Below are 22,321 nucleotides of genomic sequence, written 5' to 3' on the forward strand. Positions count from 1 at the left end.
CTCTCCCCCTCTCCCCCTCTCCCCCTCTCAATTGAGATAGTTCTGCCAGGAGGTATTTGCCGCGCCGATACCAAGATGCGATCGACTTTCCTTTGAGTTTTGTCAAAAAATCGGTCGCAGAGATTGAGCGGGCGATCGAGCTATTTAACAGCACGTCCCCGCCCAAAATTTCTCGATCGAGGGTAAGTTGGTTCAAACCCCGGCAAATAGTTTCAACTTCTGGCAGTTCTGGCACAATTAGCGTTGTTCTGTTCCTTGATTTGGCGAACCTTCGACGCTGCCGGGAACTTCTGCACCAGGCTTGCTGCCGGTCGAAGTTTTCGGCTGCTGGGGGGTTGCTCCGCTGCCTGTTTTGCGGGTTTTCGGATCTACGGTGGTTTGCTTGCCGCCGGAAGCTGCTGGAGTGGCTGTTTTGGCTTTTGCTTTGGGTGCGGCCACTTCCACTACTTCGCTTTGGGCGAAGTTGTTGGTGTTGACGCCTGCATAATTTACGGTGTTAAAGCGAACGATAACAGGGTATTTAATGCCGCTTTGGTCTACCGTAGCAACGGTGCCCACTTCTTGATACCAGAAGGATTCTTTGCGAAGAATCCGGACTGTCGAACCGCGTTGAACCATGAGCTTTGTTTCCTTTGCGATGAATAAACGGATAAAGCCATTTTTTTTACTCTAGTCGATCGCGCGCCGCATTTAAAGTCTGTAACGAAATTCTTGCCTGGGGCTCTGTTTTTTCGTTGCTACTTTGTAAAGAAAAGTAAATTTTTTTGTGGGCGATCGCTAGAGTTAAAAAATTAATAAACAGATATTATCCGTCAAAAAAAAGCAGGGCGATCGGATCTATAAAAAAGTTTACAAATCGGTTAACGGGACGGGTACACAAATATCTGGCGCTAGTTGTTGGGGCCGCCAGGGCTTGAAAACCTCTGTTTCACGGCTCAAGTTGTCTAAAGATGACTGAAGAATCTGCCATTGTGTTTTTTTTGGGCGGGGGAGACTGCTGTGTTTTTTGGGCGGCTGTGTTTTTTGGGCGGAGGAGACTGCTGTATTTTTTGGGCGGCTGTGTTTTTTGGGCGGGCGAGACACCAACCCCACAAGAAGAGTTTTTTGTGGAACAGGCATTTTGCTTGTTATTAAGAATGGTGCAAAATGTGAGATTAATTAACCTTGTATTTAATTATCTCGCCGCGCTAAACTACTGCAAAGTATGGGAATTATTTAAAATGCCGTTAGTAGATTTAGCTAATACTAAAGTTCGGGTTCTTGGATGCAGTGCGGTGATGGCTGTGGGGCAGCTTATTTCAAATGCGATCGCCAATCCGGCAACTCAAGCAGCAGCGGGGATGATGGGCGGCCCGATCGCACTTGGGGGAGTTTCTATCTTAGCAGCGATCGCCGGTGGTATCGCGGGGAATATCGCGGCGAATGACTTGGGAAATCGGATGACGGAAAAACTGGCAAAAAATCCGAATATTCTCGACAATCATGATTTGATTAAGGCGGCGGGTGAGGCGATCGGCTATATTTTGAGAGAGGTTGCGAAGTCGGATCAATTAATTGCGATCGCCGAAACCAAAAATTTGCCTTATCCAAAACAGGCTTTAAACGAATTAGCCGAAAAGACTCCCGAATATTGGCTGAACATTAACACACAAGCAGCCGATTTGTCAAGGGGTTTGCAGATTTCCGAAGAACAGCTAACCAAGATTTTTTCTGCGGATGTCGAGGAGTTCGATCGCGTTACGGGATTGACACCGGAAGATTGGGCAAGTTTCCTGCAGGAATTCGCCCGCAGCCAGGGGAAATCCTTCGATGCGGCAATTGTGGAATTTATGGCGGAAAAGCTGTATACAACTTTCCCGAAAGCGTACCGCGAAGTGCTGAAACTGGATGCGGCGAAGGGAGGCGAAAAGTTTGCGGCGATGCTGTTGAATCTCCACCAAATTGCTTTAGCTGAACTGAGAGATTTGGGGCTGCAAAATGGGGAAATTCTGCAAAAGTTGGAAGCGGTGGCGACGCAGCAGCAGATTTGTCAAGTGATGGTGAAATTGGAATCAATAGAAATTGGCATCCGCGATGATTTGGCGCAGATTCAGAATTTGCTGGAACGATTTGTCGATACTGCCGCGCCCCGATTGCCACTTCCCTACGAGTGCGAAACGATTATTGCAGACCGGACTCAAGACTTTACCGGCCGCCAATTTGTGTTTGCAGCAATTGCCGAATTTTTGCAGAACAATCGCAAAGGCTATTTTGTTTTAGAAGCCGATCCGGGTGTGGGGAAAAGTTCAATTATGGCCAAGTTAGTGCTGCTGCTGAAGCGGCGCTGCGTTGCCCATTTTAACTCGCAATCTCAAGGCATTGTCCGGGCAGAACAATTTCTGGAAAATGCCTGCACTCAGTTAATTCGAGGCTTTCAACTAAATTATCCGCAACTGCCGGAAAATGCGACCAGAGATGGCAACTTTCTGAGTCGATTGTTGGGGGAAGTCAGCGCTAAATTGGGCGGCAAAAAGTTGATTGTGGTGGTGGATGCCCTGGATGAAGTCGATCTCAGTTTGCAGGGGCGCGGCAGCAATGTTTTGTATTTGCCAGATGCTTTGCCGGATAATGTTTATTTTATTGTCTCGAAGCAGCCGAAAACTCTGCCTTTGCCAAATCATCAGGTTTTCGATCTGATGCAGTACAGTGCAGAAAGTTTGGCGGATGTCAAGGTTTATATTGACAAACGCACGGGGAACAGCGCGTCAATTCAGAGTTGGATTAACCGTCAAAATTTGCAGCGGGAACAGTTTGTGGCGGCGGTGGCCCAAAAAAGCCAGAATAATTTTATGTACCTGCGCTATGTGCTGAATGATATCGATAGCGGCAAGTACAGCGATGTGAATTTGCAAGATTTGCCGAGGGAGTTGGAGGGATATTATGAGAAGCATTGGGCGCGGATGGAAATGGCAGTTAGGGATAAAGAATTGCGCCGCCGGAAGTTGAAGGTGATTTATTTGTTGACGAAAACTCGCAAGCCGGTTTCCTGCGATATTTTGGCGGATTTTGCTGAGGAAGATGCTTTGGATGTGCAGGAAGTTCTGGATGATTGGGAACAGTTTCTGCGGCGTAGCGGTGATAGTCCTCCCGATTACAGTATCTATCACGCGAGTTTCCAAAGATTTCTGCATCGTATAGATGTTGTGCAGAAAGCTGGGGTTTCGCTGCGGGATATTGAAACGGCGATTTCTGATAATTTGTGGGAGGATTTGTACGGCGATGAGTAAGTTTAAAGAACGGTTGGGGAAACTGTCGCCGAAAAAGCGGCTTTATGCTTTGGAAACTCTGCCGGGGCATTTGGCCCAGAGTGTTCAAGGGGAACGGCTGCATCAGTTGTTAACGGATTTTGATTTTATTGAGGCGAAGTTGGATGCGTTGGGGGTTCAAGCGTTAATTGAGGATTACGATTTGGCGAGAATTTCTGATATTTTGTTGTCGGAGGGGCAAACGGAAAATTTGCGGTTGATTCAAGGGGCGATTCGCAAGTCGGCGCACGTTTTGGATAGGGATAAAACGCAGCTTGTAGAGCATTTATGGGGGAGATTGCTGGATTTTGAAATGCCGCAGATTCAGGGGATGCTGGCACAAGCAAAGGAGTGGAAAGATTGTCCTTGGCTGCGGCCTTTGAGGGCTAATTTAGAGCGGGCAAATGAAGGTGCGCTGCGGACGCTTGTCGGTCATAGTGGCGCGGTAAATGCAGTGGCGATCGCACCCGACGGTAAAACAGCGATTTCGGCTTCCGGGGATAATACGCTGAAAATCTGGGACACCGAGACAGGCCGGGAACTGAAAACTCTCACGGGTCATAGTAAATGGGTAAATGCAGTGGCGATCGCACCAGAGGGTAAAATAGCGATTTCCGCTTCATACGATAATACGCTGAAAATCTGGGACATCGAGACAGGCTGGGAACTGAAAACTCTCACCGGTCATAGTTACTGGGTAAAAGCAGTGGCGATCGCACCAGACGGCAAAACAGCGATTTCCGCTTCAGAGGATAATACCCTGAAAATCTGGGACACTGAGACAGGCTGGGAACTGAAAACTCTCACAGGTCATATTTCTAGGGTTAATGCAGTGGCGATCGCACTAGACGGAAAAACAGCAATTTCCGCTTCCGGGGATAATACGCTGAAAATCTGGGACACCGAGACAGGTCGGGAACTGAAAACTCTCACCGGTCATAGTTACTCGGTAACAGCAGTGGCGATCGCACCAGACGGCAAAACAGCGATTTCCGCTTCAGAGGATGAAACCCTGAAAATCTGGGACACCGAGACAGGCCGGGAACTGAAAACTCTCACCGGTCATCGTCATCGTTCTGAGGTAAATGCAGTGGCGATCGCACCCGACGGAAAAACAGCGATTTCCACTTCCGGGGATGAAACCCTGAAAATTTGGGACACTGAGACAGGTCGGGAACTGAAAACTCTCACGGGTCATAGTTCTAGGGTTAATGCAGTGGCGATCGCACCAGACGGCAAAACAGCGATTTCCGCTTCCGGGGATGAAACCCTGAAAATTTGGGACACTGAGACAGGGCGGGAACTGAAAACTCTCACGGGTCATAGTAAATGGGTAAATGCAGTGGCGATCGCACCAGACGGAAAAACAGCAATTTCCGCTTCAGAGGATGAAACCCTGAAAATCTGGGACACCGAGACAGGGCGGGAACTGAAAACTCTCACCGGTCATAGTAAATGGGTAAAAGCAGTGGCGATCGCACCAGACGGCCTCACGGCGATTTCCGCTTCAGAGGATGAAACCCTGAAAATCTGGGACACCGAGACAGGGCGGGAACTGAAAACTCTCACCGGTCATCGTTACTGGGTAAATGCAGTGGCGATCGCACCCGACGGTAAAACAGCGATTTCCGCTTCATGGGATGGTACCCTGAAAATCTGGGACACCGAGACAGGCCGGGAACTAAAAACTCTCAGGGGTCATAGTTCCAGGGTAAATGCAGTCGCGATCGCACCAGACCGTAAAACCGCGATTTCCGCTTCATACGATAATACGCTGAAAATCTGGGACACCGAGACAGGCCGGGAACTGAAAACTCTCACGGGTCATACTCGCGATGTAACAGCAGTGGCGATCGCACCAGACGGCCTCACGGCGATTTCCGCTTCAGGGGATCACACCCTGAAAATCTGGGACACAGAAAGTGGCACGGAACTGAGAACCCTCACCGGTCATACTAGCGAGGTAAGGGCAGTCGCGATAGCACGCGACGGAAAAACAGCGATTTCCGCATCTTCGGATAAAACCCTGAAAATCTGGGATTTACTCACACGTAAAGAGGTTGCTAGTTTCAGCGGAGAGGGTGAGTTTAATGGCTGTGCGATCGCCCATGATGGAGTGACAGTTGTAGCGGGCGATCGATCGGGCCGGGTGCATTTCCTGCGTTTGGAGGGAGTTAGGGGCGATCGATAATCCAAGAAACCGGGTTTTTGCCCGAATCTGTGGGTTGTAGGGAAGTATTTCGGAAAAAACCCGGTTTCTGAGACCCCGCGATCGCATTTTTTGTGGATGGGCGATCGGGTTTTATGATTCAGAGATAGTGTTCGGATCGATCGGCACAATTCCTTCACTGGCGTAGCGAGTAAAATCCTTAATATTTAGCGTCAAAATATGTGCTGCACCGTTTGCTTTCATAATAGCCACAAGACGAGCATCATGTACCTGAACTCCCGAAACTCTGTAAGTAACAACTAACCTACGCCACTCGGAGTATGTTAAATGCGTGTCGGGAAACAGCGGAAAAAGACGCTCGATCCGGCGTAACTGGCGATCGGCACTTCTCAGGAGTCAACCCAAAGCCATTTTTCTCGATCGGGCGAGTCACAACATTCCAAAACTCAACGCAGTTTTGTGATGCTACTTGAAGTTTATATCCATCTTGTCGCAATTTTTTTACGGCAGTTCGGATTACAGGGTATAAAGGATGAGAGCGATCGGCAAACCGCAGTAAAATATTCGTATCCACAAGACATAACATTGCTATGGACGATCCTCATAGATACCAGCACGACTCACCGCAAAATCCGATAGCCTAGGGACATTTACTCCCTTGTTTTTAATAAAAACATCAGCAAATTCATCTAAAAGTATTTCAAACTCGCGATCGCCCATTTCTGCGTCAGAATCGCTGGCCTTTGATGACAAGCCAGACCCTGACTGCCAATTTAGGAAATCAACAAAATTAAGCACAACTTCTAGCTGCGGTTTAGCTAAATAACGCAGCTTACTTACAATGCTTTCAATTACAGCTTCCATACATTTATAGTTGAGCTTTAATTGTGATATGTCTCGCGCAATTGTAGCATAAATATTAAATGTTGTCAAAATCAAATACGCTGTTAGCCGGGATTTTTGGGTTTCAACCGCCGGGTTTTTGGTTTTATGGGCGATCGCATTTGAGACAAATGTGCGATCGAATTTGTGATGTACCTGAAATCCCGGCGGTTGGAATCCCGGCGGTTTCAACCGGGTTTTTTGGGTTTCTTAAGTCAAAATCGACCCACTCATCATCCGCTGATATCTCCTCTCCAACTCATCCCGCACCACAGGCCACTGATTCAAAGTTTCATCATTCTCAATTACCATTTGAGCAGCCGCCCTCGCCAACTCCAAAACCTCCTGATCCTCCACCAAACTCGCCAAAGCAAAATCCGGCAAACCCGACTGCCGAGTTCCCAAAACCTGACCCGGCCCCCGCAATCTCATATCCATTTCCGCAATAAAAAAACCATCCTGAGATTGTTCCAAAACCTTCATTCTCTGCATAGCTTCCGCCGTCTTAGAACCCGGCATTAACAAACAATAAGAACGGTTGCTGCCCCGGCCCACACGACCCCGCAACTGGTGCAATTGCGACAGTCCAAAACGCTCCGAATTTTCAATCAGCATTACCGTAGCATTCGGCACATCTACTCCCACTTCCACCACAGTTGTAGATACTAAAATATCAGTTTCTTTGTCCCGAAACTTCGTAATTGCCTCATCTTTGTCCGCACTGCTCATCCTGCCGTGGAGCAAACCCACCTTAAACTCAGGAAATACACTGCTTTGAAGTTTTTCTTTTTCTTCAATTGCCGATCGCACATCCAACTTTTCCGACTCCTCCACCAGCGGCAGCACCACATAAACTTGACGGCCGCTCGCCACTTCCCGCCGAATCAAATCGTAAGCTTGGAGGCGTTCTTTTGCCGACAGAACCGTCGTTTGAATCGCCTGCCTACCGGGGGGAAGTTCATCAATTTGACTCACGTCTAAATCGCCGTGCAGCGTCAGCGCCAGAGTCCGGGGAATGGGAGTTGCCGTCATCGTCAAAACGTGCGGAGATTCGCCTTTCTGCTGCAATTTAGCGCGCTGCTGCACCCCAAATCTGTGCTGTTCGTCAATTACCGCCAAACCCAATTTGTGGAAATTCACCGTATCTTGAATCAGTGCGTGAGTTCCCACTAAAACAGGCAATTCTCCGGTTTCTAACTGGCTGTGAATTTCCCGGCGCTTGGCTACCTTTGTCGAACCAGTTAACAGTTCCACAGACAAGTGCATCAAATTAAACCAACCTACCAATTTGCGGTAATGCTGTTCTGCTAAAACTTCTGTCGGTGCCATTAAAGCCGCTTGATAGCCCGATTGAATTGCTGCCAGCATTGCGACTACGGCGACTACAGTTTTGCCAGCGCCGACATCGCCTTGTACTAATCGGTTCATCGGTTGCGACGAAGCTAAATCATTTAAGATGTCGTTAATTACTCTTTCCTGAGCATTTGTCAACGCAAAAGGCAAGATTTCATAGAAATGTTCGATCAATTTCCCGCTAGGAAGGATGACTGCGCTAGCTTGAGCTTTTCTTTGGGTTTGGCGGCGCTTCAAAAGTCCTAATTGCAGGTAGAAAAATTCATCAAAAACTAAGCGGCGGCGGGCGGCGGACAAGCAATCGCGATCGAGCGGAAAGTGAATATTTGCCACCGCATCGGCTAAACCCATTAAGCCGTAACGATCGCGCAAATCATCCGGTAGCGATTCCGGCAACAGTTTCGCCGCCGGCATCGCAGCCAAAATCGATCGCCTCACCGAACCAGCATCAACCCCTTCCGTCAGAGGATACACTGGGATCAGACGGCCGACTTTCATAGATTCGATCGCACCTTCGGAATCGTCTAATACTTCTAACTCGGGATTTTCTAGAGTAATGCCATATTTACCTTGTTTCACCAACCCCGAAGCTGCCAGCACCGCACCTGTACAATACTCGCGCTTTTTAAATTCTTGCCACCCGCGATTGCTGTAGCGAGGCCCTGCAAAAAAGCGGCTAATTTTTATTTCTCCCGTGCGGTCTTTTAAGATTACTTCTAATATCGTTAATTTCTTATTCTTCGGGCTAGAAAAGCAATTGCACCGCTTTACTTCGGCGATTAAAGTGACAGTTTCCCCTGCTACCAACTCGCGAATTTGTACTTGCTTTGCATAGTCGATGTGATTGCGGGGATAGTAGTAAAGCAAGTCGTATACAGTGTTTAAACCGAGTTTTAGCAAGCGGTTGCCGTTGGCGGGGCCGATGCCGGTGACGCGGGTTAAGGGTTGGTCTAGAGTCAAGCTGGGCGGTGGCGGTGCCGCACTCAGCGGTGCAGTTCGGGGAACGGAAACTGCCGGGGCGCTTTGTTCAGAATCGCTTTGTTCGATCGGGCTGCGGGCTGCTGTTTCCCAAACTTGTTCCATTTGTCTGAGGAAACTCACCGTAATGGCGATCGAATGCTGGCGCGCTTCAAGATCCTTCTGAGGGTAGATGTCAAATTCAGCAGCTAATTGTCTAGCTCGGGCGCGATCGCACGCTGCAGAAGCCGCCACAGCACCGGCCAACTGTCTCAAACTCAAGCCGAGAAACTCGCTGAAGCGGTATTGACTGCCCTGGATGTCGTTAAATCCGCGATCGGCTTCTACTGAAAGAGCTTTTTGCAATCGCTGCCATTCTGGTTGGTTGTTAGTCATCAGTCATTAGTTATTAGTCATTAGTTGTTAGTCATTAGTCATTAGTCATTAGTTGTTAGTCATTAGTTGTTAGTCATTAGTCATTAGTCATTAATCATAGCTCAAGAATCCCAGACAACAACCAACTGCCAACAACCAACTGCCAACTGTCAACGGCCAACTGCCAACAACCAACTGACTAATCTTCAAACCAACTCGATCGCCAAGCCGACTCAGCCTCCACCACAGCAAGTTCCCGCTGCTTTTTCTGGTAATCCCGGCCTAGGGAGTTTAACTTCACAGAGAGGTTGCGAACTTGCTGGCGCCAAGCCGAAGTTCCCGCATCGGCAAACTCTATTTCTGACAACCGCAGTTTAATTGCTGTAATGTGCACGGCCATAGTAACCTGTGCTTGTGCTAAGTTTGGCGGTGCCGAAGAGCTATCGGCTTGAACGATTAAGTTTAATAAGTTAGGCGGCCCAGCAACGCTGTCGCCCGAAGCTTCAGCAGCATAAGCAGCTTCTAGAATAGGTTCTGGCAATTGATTGGGCAAGATTCCCGACTGTTGCAGCAAGCGGTTGGTGTCACGAGAAAGCAGTTTGAGAATCAGGACGATCGACTTTTCAATACTATTTTGCCAGCGCGCCAAACTTTCGGGAGAATTAGCATTTGGCACATGATAATTTGCCACTGAAAATAGATAGTTAATGGCTGAAAGTTGTTTCTTTTCCTCTTCCTCTTCCTCTTCCTCTTCCTCTTCCTCTTCCTCTTCCTCTTCTTCTTCCTCTTCCTCCTCTTCTTCCTCTTCCTCTTCCTCCTCTTCTTCCTCTTCCTCTTCTTCTTCCTCTTCCTCCTCTTCTTCCTCTTCCTCTTCCTCTTCTTCGTTTTTGTCGAAGTCCTCTTCCTCTTCCTCTTCCTCTGCCTCTGCTTCAGTCACTAGCGATCGCAATTTTTCCTCCGACGCAGCAGCCAAAAGCCTTACAGACTGCTGCATTTTTTGCCGCCCATCGAAGGACAACTTGAGAAACGACTCCGGCGCGGATTGAGTGCAAAGGTGATAGCAAGCCAAAATTAACTGCTGCCGCACCGCTTGTCCCAAGGAAGTTAAATAACTGTCGTATGTACTGCGAAACTCCACATTCAAGGCTGCTAAACTCTCTTCTAGTCCTGCCAAATCTTGCTCTATGCGTTCTCTTGCTCCCACCATATCTCCCGTATAAAATTAAAATAGGACGTCGTATAAAACTAAAAATTCCTAGGGTGTGTCGCCGTAAACAATCTCTAAATTCAATCGACAATATGAAGGCGACTACCTGACACTTCCGATCCGTGGAAACAAAGCCAACAATTGTTTTCTAGTACAATTTTCGATAAATTATCTTACGTGCGTCACTGTAAGATTGTCGATATTTGTTTTGTATTTTTTGAGGACGACGCACCCTACAACTACTTTAAACCCATTTTGTCATTAAAAATTAAAAATGTGAAAAGCTAATTTTCACATTTTTAATTTCAATTCCCAATCTTAATTGTGAATTACTGAGCACCCATTTGGGCTGCTACTTCATCGGCAAAGTTAGCTTCTACCTTCTCAATGCCTTCGCCTAACACAAAGCGCACGAAGCGGCGCACTTGGACATTTTCTCCGATTTGGGAGATGGTTTGTTTCACCAACTCTTCCACCGAGATATTTTGATCTCGAATAAAAGGCTGATCCATCAAACATAACTCTTTCATGCGCTTGTCAATCCGCCCTTGAACAATCTTTTCTTTGATATTGTCCGGCTTGTTGCCCAAGTCATCCTTGCCCATTTCTATTGCCTTTTCTCTTTCGACAATTTCGGCAGGAATATCTTCAAGGTTCACGTATTCCACATTCGGGCAAGCTGCAATTTGCATCGCAATATTGCGTACTAAACTTTGGAATTCTTCGCGGCGTGCCACAAAATCAGTTTCGCAGTTAACTTCCACCAGCACTCCCACGCGGCCGCCCGTGTGAATGTAGCTGCCTACGAGTCCTTCTGAGGCAACCCGTCCGGCTTTTTTGTCAGCCCCAGCCAGACCTTTTTTCCGCAACCACTCAATTGATGTTTCGATATCGCCTTCGTTTGCAATGAGGGCTTTTTTGCAGTCCATCATGCCAGCGCCAGTCTTGTCGCGCAATTCTTTAACAAGTTTTGCAGATATATCCGCCATCTTCCTTAAGTTCCCAATCAAAATTAGTTATTAGTCATTAGTCATTAGTCATTAGTCAGTAGGGGCGGTGGATGGTGCGTGTCCGCCCTCTTAGTTGTCATTAGTCATTAGTCATTAGTCATTAGTTACTAATCTTAATGTTAATGATTGGACAGGAGTGAAGAAATACCTAGTCGGCATTAGGGCGGACTTTGTACGTGTAGCACCCCAATTAATTTTGGTGCTAACACTAACACAATGAATGCTTTTGCCAGAACTCTACTAATGACTTAGACTCGTGCCATGTACAATTAAAAATCAAAAATATCAAACTAAAAATAATTATTATTTTTAATTTTCAATCTTTAATTTTTAATTGCCTGGTGTCAAATTCCGATCGCAATATTAGCTTTCGGTCTCTTCGCCCTCGGCCTCAGCGGCTTCGTCGGGGTCTACATAATTGGGGTCATCCAATTCTTCGATTTCGCCATCATATTCAGCGCCTTCGTAGCCACCTTCGTAGTCGTCGTCGTAGTCACCGTCGCCACCGGGCTGACCGTGACGACCTTCGTAAATGGCATCAGCCAACTTACCGACAATCAGCTTGATCGATCGAATAGCATCGTCATTTGCTGGAATCGCAATGTCAACCAAATCCGGGTCGCAATTGGTGTCCAACAGAGAGACGATGGGAATTCCCAACTTTTGGCATTCCAACACAGCATTATATTCGCGGCGTTGGTCTACCAGCACCACTCCGTCGGGAATCTTACGCATAGTTTTGATTCCGCCCAGATACTTCTGGAGTTTTGCCAGTTCTCGGCGCAGCACCGAAGCTTCTTTTTTCGGCAACAAATCTAGGGCACCGATTTCCTCGCGGCGCTCCAAATCCTTGAGGCGCTCCACGCGGGACTTAATCGTCGTCCAGTTGGTGAGCATTCCCCCCAGCCAGCGCTGGTTGACGTAGTAAGCGCCGCAGCGTTGAGCTTCTTGCGCTACAATCCCGGCAGCTTGGCGCTTTGTACCCACGAACAAAAACTTTTTGCCTTTTTCTGAGGCCACTCTCATGTACTCGTAGGCATCTTCCATGAGCTGAGCGGTTTGCACGAGGTCGATGATGTGAACCCCGTTGCGCTCTGTAAAAATGTAGGGAGACATTTTCGGGTTCCACCGGCGGGTTTGGTGTCCGAAGTGAACTCCTGACTCTAGCATTTGAGCCAAACTGACTACTGGCATTGTATTTTAAACTCCTGTATTCGGGTTAATCCTCCACCCGGTAGTATTTCTCAAGATTTGCACCTTGGAAACACCCGAAAACCCGGATGTGCGAACTTAAACAACTTGTCTAGTTTATCACAGGACACACCAGTTTTGCTGACAATCCGATCGCCATTTGGTTGGGTTATCCGTAGGGTGCGCGCCCGAGGGAGCCAGATGCGGGCTGGCTTGGTGCGTGGGGCGTACCCTACGGTTGCGAGTTACTCGCCAGCGCTTCTTACAAAAACAAAAAATCCATATAACAAGGTTGTCAAAGCCTTAGTTAGGTTGTGAGACAATGGCTTTGTTGGTGCGTGTCTTGCGCCTTCTTTAGTTCGATCGAGCTTTGAGCCATTTTGTTCGATCGGCAATTCTACCGGCTTTACGAGTTCCCTCTGGCACCGCAAAAATCCCAAAGCTAAAAACGCCATGCCCATCCCCATTCTCGTCTTGCTTGAAGTTCTAATTGTGATCGCACTTTCGAGACTTGTCGGTTTAGCATTTCGATCGATCAAACAACCTCAAGTCATTGGAGAAATTGTAGCCGGAATTATGCTCGGGCCTTCTCTGTTGGGCTTAGTTGCACCAGGTTTAGCAACAGCACTTTTTCCAGCCGAAGCCGTTCCTTTCCTCAACGTGCTGTCTGAGGTGGGGCTGATATTTTTCATGTTCTTGATTGGTTTAGAACTGAACCCTAAGTATCTCAAAAACAATTTAGATGTAGCGATCTTAACTTCCCACGTCAGCATTTTAGTGCCGTTTTCCCTGGGAAGCATCCTAGCAATGCTGCTGTATCCGATTGTTTCAAATAATACCGTTTCATTTACAGCCTTTGCCCTGTTTTTGGGCGCTGCGATGTCAATTACTGCCTTTCCGGTGCTGGCAAGAATTATTACAGAACACAACTTGCAGAATACTAAATTGGGGACGCTGGCTTTAACTTGCGCTGCTGTAGATGACGTGACGGCGTGGTGTTTGTTAGCCGTGGCGATCGCAGTTACTCGAACTAATTCGATGCTGGGCGCTTTGCCGACCATTATTGAATCTTTAATTTACATTGGTTTCATGATGACTGTAGTCCGCTGGTTCTTGCAGCGGCTTTCCAAGCACTACAACCGCACGGGCAGATTAACGCAGTTAGTGCTGGCGGGAATTTACATGGGAGTTGTAGCTTCTGCCTTAATTACTGAATTGATCGGCATTCATTTAATCTTCGGTGCATTTTTGCTTGGTGCTGCAATGCCAAAAAATGCCGGACTCACCAGAGAATTAGCTGAGAAAACCGAAGATTTTGTCCTAATATTTCTGCTGCCAATCTTTTTTGCTTACAGCGGTTTGCGTACTCAAATCGGTCTGCTCAACAGTCCCGAATTGTGGCTGCTGTGCGCCGCAGTTTTGGGAGTAGCAATTATTGGAAAATATGTCGGTACTTACACGGCTGCTAGAGTCTGCGGTATTAGCAACCGCGAAGCTTCTGCGCTTGGTTGGATGATGAATACTCGCGGTTTGACTGAACTAATTGTGTTGAATATCGGTCTTTCTCTGGGTGTGATTTCGCCTGTGCTATTTACAATGTTAGTTATTATGGCATTAGTCACAACTTTCATGACTTCGCCGCTGCTGGAGTGGACTTATCCCAAACGGTTAATTCGGTTAGATATTTCAGAAGTTAGCTCTGAGGATTCAGAATTAGAAGATTTACCAATTGCTACTAGCAGCGAAGAAACAGTTAACAACTTGCTGAAAACTTATCGAATTTTAGTGCCTGTTGCTAATCCTAGCACGCAGAAAGGTTTGCTGCAACTAGCGGTAGGGCTGGCGCTGCCGGTGGCGGGTACGGGCGGTAACGATTTGCAGTCGGCGGCAGTTCATCCTCTGAGTTTGATCGAATTCAATGAGGATTATGCTTTTCAAAGTACGCCTGCGGAAGCCGATCGCATTATTCAAGAGCGCCGCTCAAAATTATCAGAATTAATTGATAGTTTGGAATTGCCGGATGCGAGAAAATTCGTGCATCCGATCATTCGGGTTACTAAGGATGTGGCGCGGGAAACGGCGCAAATTGCGGAACTCGATCGCGCGGATTTGATTTTGGTAGGATGGCACAGGCCCACTTTTAGCAGCAACCGTTTGGGAGGGCGTGTCGGTCAAATTCTCAGCAGCGCTAAGGTGGATGTAGCAATTTTTGTTGACAGAGGCCGGGAACGGTTGAATAATTTGTTAGTGCCTTACGCTGCAAATATTCACGATGATTTGGGCTTAGAATTGGCGCTGAGACTGTTAGTTAATAGCGAGGAACGCCGTTTGACGGTGCTGCGGGTGGGGGTAAACGGGTTCGAGGGAAACGAGCTGAGTTACGAGTTTCAGCGAGTGATGGAACAGTTGCCTATTGAGGTGCGATCGCGCATTGAAACTCCGATTGTAGAGGCTGCCGATCCAATTCAAGCCGTGATTGCTGCTTCTGCTAATGCTGATTTGACTATTGCAGGTACGAGTCGGGAGTGGGGAATTGAGCGCCAAACCTTGGGACAGTATACTGATGAATTGGCGGTACAGTGTCATTCTTCGCTGCTGATTGCGCGGTGCTACGTTAAAGCGCGATCGCACTTGGCTTCGGTACTTCCTCGAAGGTAGTCATTAGTCATTAGTCATTAGTCATTAGTCATTAGTCATTAGTCATTAGTCATTAGTTGTGGGGAATTGGTTATTAGTTATTGGTTATTGGTTACTTGCTACGAATTCCCAATCCCTCCGCTTCGCTCCGCCCAATTCTCAATTCCTAATAACAACTAACAACTAACAACTAACAGCTAACAGCCAACAGCCAACTGTTAACTGTTAACTGCCAACAACCAACTGCCAACTGCCAACTGCCAACTGCCAACAACCAACTACCAAACTTATGCCTCATTTTAATGTCAAAATGTTAACATTTTATGGTATTTCCATCGCCATTGTTGCGGTACTTTTTAAGGTAGTAACTGCTTACGGCGAAACAAATTTAAAGGCTCCTCCGGCACTTGCGGGAAGTTATCGCTTCGATGCTAACAGTTTGCCCGAATGTCTGAAATCTGATACTTTGGTATTGACAATCGAGCAATCTGGTGTTTATTTGAACGGTAATTTGCGAGGTAGCAGCGAGGCCGATCGCAAAAAAACAGCAGAGGAGAAACCTTCTTTAGTTGGTAAGTGGGAAACTCAAGGATTGAGCTTGTCGGGTGTGGTTCCTAATTTAGAAGGTTGCAGGGACTCCAGTGCGATCGCTCAAAACAGTTCTGTTAAACTGCGAGGAATTTTGGAGGGAGACACCCTTAAGGGAAAAATTAGTCTGAGGGATGGGGCGACGGCTACTGATTTTACGGCTCAAAGAGAAGCGGTGGCGAAATCGCAGAAGCAGGAACATTGATCGATCGCAATGGGGAATCGAGAATTGGGAATGGTCAAGTTCGATCGTCCTGGTCGGTTTCTCCCCGGCTTCGGCGGGAAATCACAAAGCTTTAAGGGATCGGCTGGGGAAACGGGCGGTGGACGATCGAACTCCTGCCACCGGATCTCCCCCGTGACGGTCGGTTGCTGCTAGATTTAAAAGACACATAAAAGTGATTGATAAAAATAAAGTATCCCAGAGGAGTCCTCGGTTCACAATTTGTCATGCCCGAGACCCCGGATAACCGTATAGTTTGTTTGGAATGGATGTTCCCGTGATCTTAATGCCGTCAGAAACTTTGCTTACCGAGTCAAACCCGTTGATTTTAGACAGTTTGCCAGACTTGTCGCCGAACGATGGCGGATGTCCCCGTCGGGCTAGATTGCAAATTGATTTGATGTTGCTGGCGATCGAAGCCTTGTATCTCGGAGGGGCGGAAGAAATGCTGGCAGTGTCAAAAGACCTGGAATTGGAGTCAATTATCAAAAATCGGGTTGCCTTTTGGATGATGCGGAATACTAACCCGCTGAGACGCTATACCCAGCGCCGCTCCCTGACGGTGGTGGAGGCAAAAGCGCTGGTGGCGATCGCCTGTAATATGGCGCGCAAGTTAACCGCGACAATTCGCCAGTTGCTGCTAGATTCGCAGCAGTTGCGATCGAGAAATCTCCCCCTCAGCGAGAACTTGCAGCTTGCCGATTATTTAGAACGCTTTCGAGCTCATTTTCGATCGCGCATGAACCCGAAGCGATCGCTAGTTGCAGCTTACAATTCCGACGACAAGCTCAACGAACTCGCTTTAAACTTGTTGAGCAAACTGCTATTTTGTACGGGGACGGCCGGAATGCAGCGCTTCTGGGTTAGCTTGTTTGATGGAGAAGTGGAATAAAAATGACTATTAGGCGTCAGTACAGTCTGCCGAATTGCACCCTGGTTCTGGAAGGGTTGAGCGACGGATCGGTATCTAGCCAGTTAGATACACGGCCAGTGCTTTCTATACTAATGAGCGCTGAATGTTATGTGACAGGCATCGGCGAACCCCTCAGCGGGGGACGGGAGTTTTTTGAAAGCTTGGTGAGGGCTGTCAGCACCTACGCCCAAGAATTTATGAGTGGAGTGCACTATCCCGATCGCTACGGCCCGAATTTGAGTACGGTGCAGTTGCACAGAATAGACGAGAATTCGCACCGTTTGACCGTTCTACCAGCCGAAGCAGGCAGCGCTACCCAAATCGATCGAAAAACAGAACTGTCGGCAAAATTAGATTTGACGACGGTACAGCTATTTGACTTAGTGGAGGCGATCGATCAATTTTTTGCCGACACCCAGACGCTGCCGGAATTGTCTCTGCAATTAACCCCAATTTCCAAGCGTTATATCAAGTCCGCCGAACCTTTGGCGAAGCGGAGCTTGCCTGCGGTGGTGGGGATATCGAGTTTGGCTTTGGCGGCGATGGCCTTTTTCTTGGTGCCGGTGCCGCAACTCCAGCGCCCGAGAGATCCGGTGCGACAGCCAAATCCTGCAGGACAGAATCAGGGAACGCCGAATCCGGGCGGATCGCCTTCGCCAAATCCCACTCCCAGGCCTGCTGACGGTTTGCTACCTGGGGAGAGGACTCCGAATGCTGAACCGAGTTCGCCGACTCCGAGTACCACCCCGCAATCGGAGGCTTCACCTAGTACCGCCCCGCAGTCGGAGGCTTCGCCTAGTACCACCCCGCAATCGGAGGCTTCACCTAGTACCACCCCGCAATCGGAGGCTTCGCCAGAAAGCACGCCCAGTCCTGTTTCTGAAGCTTTGCCCAGTCCTGATGCAGCAGCCGGGCCGATTACCGATCCGGCAGAAATCGAGCTGTTGAAGGGCCAACTTTCCCAGCAAATTGACGGAGTTTTGAAAACTAAGCCTGCGGTTGATGCGGAGTTGGTTTATCGGGTGAGTGTGGCTAAGGATGGGGCGATTGTCGGTTATAAGTCGGAGAATCCCGCAGCAGTCGATCGATCCGAAGCGCCGTTGTCGGAGTTGCTTTACAAACCGATTGGCAGCAGGCCACCAGCGGAACCCCTGGCTGATTTCCGAGTAGTTATTGCACCGGGCGGCACTGTTGCAGTCACTCCTTGGTAATGGTTGATTGTTGACTGTTAACGGTTGACTGTTAACGGTTGACTGTTAACGGTTGACTGTTAACGGTTGACTGTTAACGGTTGACTGTTGACTGTTGACTGATACCAAATCCCGCTTAAATGCTCCCTCAATCTCTTAGTCTGCGGAGGCAGACTTGGTTTTCTAGTAGCGATTTCAATCGCCGAATCATCTACAAACCGATTGCTGACTCAAAATCCTGTAGGCGCTACGGGCTCAATATCTCGATCGAATCCCCCGACTTGATTGGTGCGAATTATCCACAAAAACGATCCTTGTTTTAAGAGAATTTTGGCGATTTCATCTTGAGTGCGTCTGGGAAGCATTGTTCGGTAACTAATAACAGCTTTTAGCAGGTTCGTGATGCCAGAAAAAAAGCTTTTTTTCTGTTCCGAATCAATCCCTACCAATCTCGTATTTTTGCGCCAATCTAGACGGACAATACCGAGGGGAATTAATACTTTTTCTAAACTCTCTCCCAAAACTACTAACTGATGAAATCTTTCGGTTTGTGCGTGGGTAGGATTTGTTTTTAGCCAGTCTTGAATTTGAGGATTTGACTCGACTTCGCCAGTAATTTTTTTAATAGTAGCGTAAATTGCTTGACTGGAATCTTGGACGCAAGAAGTTGCTGGCGTGACTAAAGTTGCGCCGGTGCCGTCTCCGCTGCGGTAGCGCGCCATCATGATATCTAGTTGCTGGTTTAATTCGGTTAAAGGCGACAAAATGATGCCGTCAAAATCGTAGTCGTAACACACGCAGTCTAATTTACAAATGATATCGCAAACCGGGCGATCGCCCAACCAGCCGCGCTGCAAGTCTCCCATGTAACTTTGCCACTTACTAGAACCGGCGACAATTCCATCGGGATTGTGGGCGTATACTTGTTTGTATTCTATGTCAAAACGCAGTTCGTTGGTAAATCCATCGCGCACTACTTTTGCGATTCCGAAAGCAAAATGTCCGGTGACAATTCCCAGCGGTACAGATTCGCCTTTTTTGCCGCCAATACCGCCAAAGCTGTGAATCACGATGCCGATATCTCCTTCTTCCCAAGGGGAGACTAAAGTGTTTTCGGCTGCCTCATTTGGCATTAACAATACTCTTTTTGCTTGTCCTTTTTGAGCCGCTGTATTTGACCAGTTTTCGTCTTTTAAATAAGCGAGAGATTTGTTCAGTCCAAAATATGTTTCATCTGGTATTAACTGAGCAATTTTGCGCGGTTCAATTGCTTGGACTACAAAAATACTGTCTTCGTCTCTTTCGCCGTAAATGTACCAGCCATCGGGATTCAATGGCGATTGTTCGATCAGATGATTGGTAGACCTCGCTATGCCATTTTTGTCGGGCTGTACTTGCGGAATCCGAATGATTTCGGCTGCGCCGTCAAATTGTTGGGATGTTTTGTTGAAATGCCGGACAATAAATTTGTTGTTGTCGGGTTCTTGGCGCTGTAAAATTGAAACTAAGGCGCACAAACGGCCGATAATTTGTACTGGTTCGCGATCGATAATTAGTTCCTGCTGGCCGCTGCTGTGGTCGATCGCAATCACCGGCCTCCGCAGCATCACAGTCACGCTGTCTTCGAGTCTGCTACCCGCCAAAGTTTCCAAAGGGCCGACATTTCGCCAGCCGTTCAACCTATCTGGATGGATGTTACCAGATTTTTGACTTTTTTTCGTTTGTTTTGTGAAGTTAATATCTTGAGTGACTGCGTGGACAAAAAACTGAACTTGGCGGTTGGCGATCCACTTCAAAAATGCTGTTTTGCCAATAAATTTTTGATATTTTTTGGGTGCATTTATCACTTCAAAAAACACTGTATCGTTGGGCTGGCGCTGTTCGTGAGAGGGCAAAATTAAGCGCCCTTGCCAAAGAGCGACTGGCTTGTACAGACGGGCGACGGCTGCTGAATTTTTGCAAATTATTTCCGGTTCAATCGCTTCTAAGATATCGTTTTCTGCTACGGAAATCACAAAATTTCTGTCATTTTTTACGAACACGGGTTCTAAAAAAACTTTTTCAGGATCTGCAATGTTAGCGGTTGATTTTTCAGCCTTTTTTGGGAACAGCGGTAGATTGAAATGGCGGTTTTTTGCCAATTTCGCCTGGAACCAATTGAGGAAAACCCGAATAAAAATAAAAGCGGTTAAACCAAAAACGACAGCTAAGGCTATCAGCCCCAGAGTCAAAATGAATTGGTCTAAAAATTGACCGGAAAGTAAAATAATTGTGGGCCAGATCGAAGAAGATGCTGCCATAGTATCTAAAAACGAGTTTTAGGTTCGATCCAGTCGGCGCTGGCTTGAGTGCCGAAAACTAGGGGTTTGTCTTCGCTGACAGCTACTGTTTGACCGGTCATATCTACTGCACAAAGAGGCCAATGTCGATCGCCCAAATGACCGGCGCGGAACAGAACTTGTCCGGGGCAAACTTGACTCCAACCCAACAGTACAGCATGAGTGTAAAGACTGCGAGCGGGAGCAACAGTATAAGTGTAATTATCATTTTTATCCCAAATGACCGCGTAGTCGGACATATCGGAAGAGTTGAACAGCGCTTCAAATTCGCGGGCCAGAAGGCGGGAACCCTCTTGATTCCAAGCAACAGGTACTAAAATGGCGATCGTCCCGGACATATCTGTGTCATCGCTAGCATACATTCCGCTTTCCGCCAGCGGCGAAGCAGCCGCCACTGTTTGCAATTCCCCGGTTTTGAGATTTTCCACAAACATAACGCTGCTAACCCTACACTGGGCTAATTCCGGCTGTACTTGCAACTCAATTCGACTGTAAGCCGCGTATTGGCCGTTAGTTGAAACTAGGGAAGGGCTGCGATAGTAGCGGAGGCTGGTGCCGCCAGTAGAGCTCAGTTTGGCATGAGTGGCGTTAATCCATTCCCAAGGAATCGGATAGGCGCTATTTAAAGGGTCAGTCATCGGTTTTTTTCCAAAAGTTATACAGCATTATCCAACAGATTCAGGCTTACGCGCCGGGGTACTAGAAACCCGGTTTCTCGCAAGGATGCTGCGCCGCTAAACCCCAAATTAGGAGAAACCGGGTTTCTGTTTTAGGTGTTAGATTTGTCTTCCCATCTAAAATATACAATTTCCCATCGGTGCCGGGAAGTAGAAACCGGGTTTTTCGCAAGGATGCTGCGCCGCTAAACCCCAAGTTTGGAGGAACCGGGTTTCTTTTTGGGATAGTATAATTTTCGTCAAATCTCAAATCTAAAAATGGAAAATCTCAAATCTGATAGGTAAGATAGTATCGAAATTAACCTGGTACCTGCACCGAGAGGGAGGCAATATGACGCGATCTTTTAACCAAAAACCTTCAATCCCCCCGACTCGCGTTTCCAAGTCGCGGGGAAAAGGTTTGTTTTTGCTGTCGCTGATTTTTCGACTGCTGCTGCTGGGGGTAGGTAGCGGTTTTGCCTGGGTTTTGGGGATGACGATCGCCCAAATTTACCCTTCTAACAGCGTCCAGATGCCGATCGCCGAGAGATTGCTGCGCCTAACTCAAAATTTGACCCCCAGCCCGCAACGCGCACCAGCAAGGCCAATTCCGGCGCTTCCGGCACCAACCGCTACACCCAGTCCCCAGTCAAAAATCAATCCTGCCTTGAGAGAGAAATTACAGGTAGATTTGAGACAGTTGCAGGGCGAGCTCAACGCGCTGATTGGGCGCACGGCGGCTTTGGAGAGTCAGTTGGGTAGCAGCCGCCCCACGGAAACTTTGGAAAAGCGGTTGCAGTTGATGTCGCGGGAATTGGCTGGGCCGGAATCGGCGGCGGGCCCTACTCCTGTTTTACCCGCAAGCAGCAGCCAGAGTCTGAACCCTAAAACTGTGAATAATTCGGTGTTTGGAAGGGATGGGCTGATGGTAACTCTACCCAGCGATGTTTTGTTTGACACTGGCAGTATTTCTTTGCGCGCGGGCACGAGTGCGATTTTGGACAATTTGGTGGCGGATTTAGGCACTTACCAGGGTGCAACCGTGCGGGTTGCCGGCCACACTGACGACGGGGGGGAAGTGGTGGAAAATCGCAATGTGTCGTTGGCGCGGGCTCAGGCTGTGGTGCAGTATTTGTCTGGCGCGATCGATCGCAATTATCATTGGGTGGCGATCGGCTACGGGGAAAGTCGCCCTTTGGTAGATAATAGTTCTGATATCAACCGGCAGCGCAACCGCCGCATTGAAGTGGCAATTAGTCCTTAGTCATTAGTCCTTAGTCATCAGTCATTAGTCCTTAGTCCTTAGTCCTTAGTCAGCAACTTACAGATAAGCTGTTGTCCATTTA

19 protein-coding genes are annotated in these 22,321 nt (G+C 47.9%); 8 read left to right on the forward strand and 11 right to left on the reverse strand.

Annotated elements, in window-relative coordinates; translation table 11 throughout:
* A partial coding sequence (locus IQ263_RS22400; RefSeq protein WP_339384721.1) for a DNA-formamidopyrimidine glycosylase family protein occupies positions 1 to 235 on the reverse strand: 235 nt, incomplete at its 3' end.
* A gap of 2 nt (positions 236 to 237) precedes the next feature.
* Positions 238 to 618: a photosystem I reaction center subunit IV gene (locus tag IQ263_RS22405; protein ID WP_194011775.1), complete on the reverse strand. Its 381-nt coding sequence runs from the start codon at positions 616 to 618 to the stop codon at positions 238 to 240.
* A gap of 332 nt (positions 619 to 950) precedes the next feature.
* Between IQ263_RS22405 and IQ263_RS22410 the strand changes: the two genes are divergently transcribed.
* Together IQ263_RS22410 and IQ263_RS22415 are read left to right on the forward strand one after the other, a co-directional pair.
* Positions 951 to 3,266, forward strand: coding sequence for an ATP-binding protein (locus IQ263_RS22410; protein ID WP_228050274.1), 2,316 nt, complete (start codon positions 951 to 953; stop codon positions 3,264 to 3,266).
* Complete coding sequence (locus IQ263_RS22415) at positions 3,259 to 5,475, forward strand: beta-propeller domain-containing protein (protein ID WP_194070390.1); 2,217 nt, start codon at positions 3,259 to 3,261, stop codon at positions 5,473 to 5,475. The genes IQ263_RS22410 and IQ263_RS22415 overlap by 8 nt, the downstream gene beginning before the upstream one ends.
* Positions 5,476 to 5,758: 283 nt before the next feature.
* On the opposite strand, the gene IQ263_RS28835 is transcribed toward IQ263_RS22415, so the two are convergent.
* The 7 genes from IQ263_RS28835 to IQ263_RS22450 form a co-directional block, all read right to left on the reverse strand.
* Entirely contained in the window at positions 5,759 to 6,040 is a 282-nt protein-coding gene (locus tag IQ263_RS28835) for a hypothetical protein (protein WP_228050275.1), read from the reverse strand.
* Between the two features lie 2 nt (positions 6,041 to 6,042).
* Positions 6,043 to 6,318: a hypothetical protein gene (locus IQ263_RS22425; protein ID WP_194070391.1), complete on the reverse strand. Its 276-nt coding sequence runs from the start codon at positions 6,316 to 6,318 to the stop codon at positions 6,043 to 6,045.
* Positions 6,319 to 6,546: 228 nt separating this feature from the next.
* Positions 6,547 to 9,042 carry an ATP-dependent DNA helicase RecG gene (recG, locus tag IQ263_RS22430; RefSeq protein ID WP_194070392.1) on the reverse strand — a complete coding sequence of 832 codons (2,496 nt, stop codon included), beginning with the start codon at positions 9,040 to 9,042 and terminating at the stop codon, positions 6,547 to 6,549.
* Between the two features lie 178 nt (positions 9,043 to 9,220).
* A complete protein-coding gene (locus IQ263_RS22435) occupies positions 9,221 to 10,228 on the reverse strand; it encodes a hypothetical protein (RefSeq protein WP_194070393.1) in 1,008 nt (335 codons plus the stop codon).
* Positions 10,229 to 10,557: 329 nt separating this feature from the next.
* The gene (gene tsf / locus IQ263_RS22440) at positions 10,558 to 11,217 is read right to left on the reverse strand and encodes a translation elongation factor Ts (protein WP_194070394.1); all 660 of its coding nucleotides are present in this window, start codon (positions 11,215 to 11,217) and stop codon (positions 10,558 to 10,560) included.
* Between the two features lie 384 nt (positions 11,218 to 11,601).
* Positions 11,602 to 12,432 carry a 30S ribosomal protein S2 gene (gene rpsB, locus IQ263_RS22445; protein WP_194011783.1) on the reverse strand — a complete coding sequence of 277 codons (831 nt, stop codon included), beginning with the start codon at positions 12,430 to 12,432 and terminating at the stop codon, positions 11,602 to 11,604.
* A 242-nt stretch (positions 12,433 to 12,674) separates the two neighbouring features.
* Positions 12,675 to 12,884 (reverse strand): hypothetical protein, encoded by a 210-nt coding sequence (locus tag IQ263_RS22450; RefSeq protein ID WP_194070395.1) that lies wholly within the window; start codon positions 12,882 to 12,884, stop codon positions 12,675 to 12,677.
* Between IQ263_RS22450 and IQ263_RS22455 the strand changes: the two genes are divergently transcribed.
* The 5 genes from IQ263_RS22455 to IQ263_RS22475 all read left to right on the forward strand — a co-directional run bounded on the left by IQ263_RS22455 (position 12,883) and on the right by IQ263_RS22475 (position 18,001).
* Positions 12,883 to 15,087, forward strand: coding sequence for a cation:proton antiporter (locus tag IQ263_RS22455; RefSeq protein WP_194070396.1), 2,205 nt, complete (start codon positions 12,883 to 12,885; stop codon positions 15,085 to 15,087). The genes IQ263_RS22450 and IQ263_RS22455 overlap by 2 nt on opposite strands.
* A gap of 268 nt (positions 15,088 to 15,355) precedes the next feature.
* Positions 15,356 to 15,859: a hypothetical protein gene (locus tag IQ263_RS22460; protein WP_194070397.1), complete on the forward strand. Its 504-nt coding sequence runs from the start codon at positions 15,356 to 15,358 to the stop codon at positions 15,857 to 15,859.
* A gap of 9 nt (positions 15,860 to 15,868) precedes the next feature.
* Positions 15,869 to 16,033 carry a hypothetical protein gene (locus IQ263_RS22465; protein ID WP_194070398.1) on the forward strand — a complete coding sequence of 55 codons (165 nt, stop codon included), beginning with the start codon at positions 15,869 to 15,871 and terminating at the stop codon, positions 16,031 to 16,033.
* A gap of 109 nt (positions 16,034 to 16,142) precedes the next feature.
* Positions 16,143 to 16,769 carry a DUF3038 domain-containing protein gene (locus IQ263_RS22470; RefSeq protein WP_194070399.1) on the forward strand — a complete coding sequence of 209 codons (627 nt, stop codon included), beginning with the start codon at positions 16,143 to 16,145 and terminating at the stop codon, positions 16,767 to 16,769.
* A gap of 2 nt (positions 16,770 to 16,771) precedes the next feature.
* Positions 16,772 to 18,001, forward strand: a complete 1,230-nt coding sequence (locus tag IQ263_RS22475) for a DUF4335 domain-containing protein (RefSeq protein ID WP_194070400.1) — start codon at positions 16,772 to 16,774, stop codon at positions 17,999 to 18,001.
* Between the two features lie 209 nt (positions 18,002 to 18,210).
* Here IQ263_RS22475 and IQ263_RS22480 read toward each other — a convergent pair whose 3' ends face one another.
* Entirely contained in the window at positions 18,211 to 20,280 is a 2,070-nt protein-coding gene (locus tag IQ263_RS22480) for an abortive infection protein (protein WP_194070401.1), read from the reverse strand.
* A gap of 5 nt (positions 20,281 to 20,285) precedes the next feature.
* Entirely contained in the window at positions 20,286 to 20,957 is a 672-nt protein-coding gene (locus tag IQ263_RS22485) for a hypothetical protein (protein WP_194070402.1), read from the reverse strand.
* Positions 20,958 to 21,327: 370 nt separating this feature from the next.
* On the opposite strand from IQ263_RS22485, the gene IQ263_RS22490 reads away from it, so the two are divergent.
* A complete protein-coding gene (locus tag IQ263_RS22490; RefSeq protein WP_194070403.1) occupies positions 21,328 to 22,239 on the forward strand; it encodes an OmpA family protein in 912 nt (303 codons plus the stop codon).
* Positions 22,240 to 22,321 lie beyond the last annotated feature (82 nt).

This window comes from Tychonema sp. LEGE 06208, from assembly GCF_015207505.1.
Lineage (GTDB): Bacteria > Cyanobacteriota > Cyanobacteriia > Cyanobacteriales > Microcoleaceae > Microcoleus.

Bases quoted from the DNA above. Each gene is read 5' to 3' on its own strand.
- IQ263_RS22475 (WP_194070400.1), top strand. From the start codon at position 16,772: ATGACTATTAGGCGTCAGTACAGTCTGCCGAATTGCACCCTGGTTCTG.
- IQ263_RS22425 (WP_194070391.1), bottom strand. From the start codon at position 6,318: ATGGAAGCTGTAATTGAAAGCATTGTAAGTAAGCTGCGTTATTTAGCT.
- IQ263_RS22415 (WP_194070390.1), top strand. From the start codon at position 3,259: ATGAGTAAGTTTAAAGAACGGTTGGGGAAACTGTCGCCGAAAAAGCGG.
- IQ263_RS22455 (WP_194070396.1), top strand. From the start codon at position 12,883: ATGCCCATCCCCATTCTCGTCTTGCTTGAAGTTCTAATTGTGATCGCA.
- rpsB (WP_194011783.1), bottom strand. From the start codon at position 12,432: ATGCCAGTAGTCAGTTTGGCTCAAATGCTAGAGTCAGGAGTTCACTTC.
- IQ263_RS22435 (WP_194070393.1), bottom strand. From the start codon at position 10,228: ATGGTGGGAGCAAGAGAACGCATAGAGCAAGATTTGGCAGGACTAGAA.
- tsf (WP_194070394.1), bottom strand. From the start codon at position 11,217: ATGGCGGATATATCTGCAAAACTTGTTAAAGAATTGCGCGACAAGACT.
- IQ263_RS22480 (WP_194070401.1), bottom strand. From the start codon at position 20,280: ATGGCAGCATCTTCTTCGATCTGGCCCACAATTATTTTACTTTCCGGT.
- IQ263_RS28835 (WP_228050275.1), bottom strand. From the start codon at position 6,040: ATGTTATGTCTTGTGGATACGAATATTTTACTGCGGTTTGCCGATCGC.
- IQ263_RS22410 (WP_228050274.1), top strand. From the start codon at position 951: ATGACTGAAGAATCTGCCATTGTGTTTTTTTTGGGCGGGGGAGACTGC.
- IQ263_RS22470 (WP_194070399.1), top strand. From the start codon at position 16,143: ATGGATGTTCCCGTGATCTTAATGCCGTCAGAAACTTTGCTTACCGAG.
- IQ263_RS22485 (WP_194070402.1), bottom strand. From the start codon at position 20,957: ATGACTGACCCTTTAAATAGCGCCTATCCGATTCCTTGGGAATGGATT.
- IQ263_RS22460 (WP_194070397.1), top strand. From the start codon at position 15,356: ATGCCTCATTTTAATGTCAAAATGTTAACATTTTATGGTATTTCCATC.
- IQ263_RS22450 (WP_194070395.1), bottom strand. From the start codon at position 12,884: ATGGCGTTTTTAGCTTTGGGATTTTTGCGGTGCCAGAGGGAACTCGTA.
- IQ263_RS22465 (WP_194070398.1), top strand. From the start codon at position 15,869: ATGGGGAATCGAGAATTGGGAATGGTCAAGTTCGATCGTCCTGGTCGG.
- IQ263_RS22405 (WP_194011775.1), bottom strand. From the start codon at position 618: ATGGTTCAACGCGGTTCGACAGTCCGGATTCTTCGCAAAGAATCCTTC.
- IQ263_RS22490 (WP_194070403.1), top strand. From the start codon at position 21,328: ATGACGCGATCTTTTAACCAAAAACCTTCAATCCCCCCGACTCGCGTT.
- recG (WP_194070392.1), bottom strand. From the start codon at position 9,042: ATGACTAACAACCAACCAGAATGGCAGCGATTGCAAAAAGCTCTTTCA.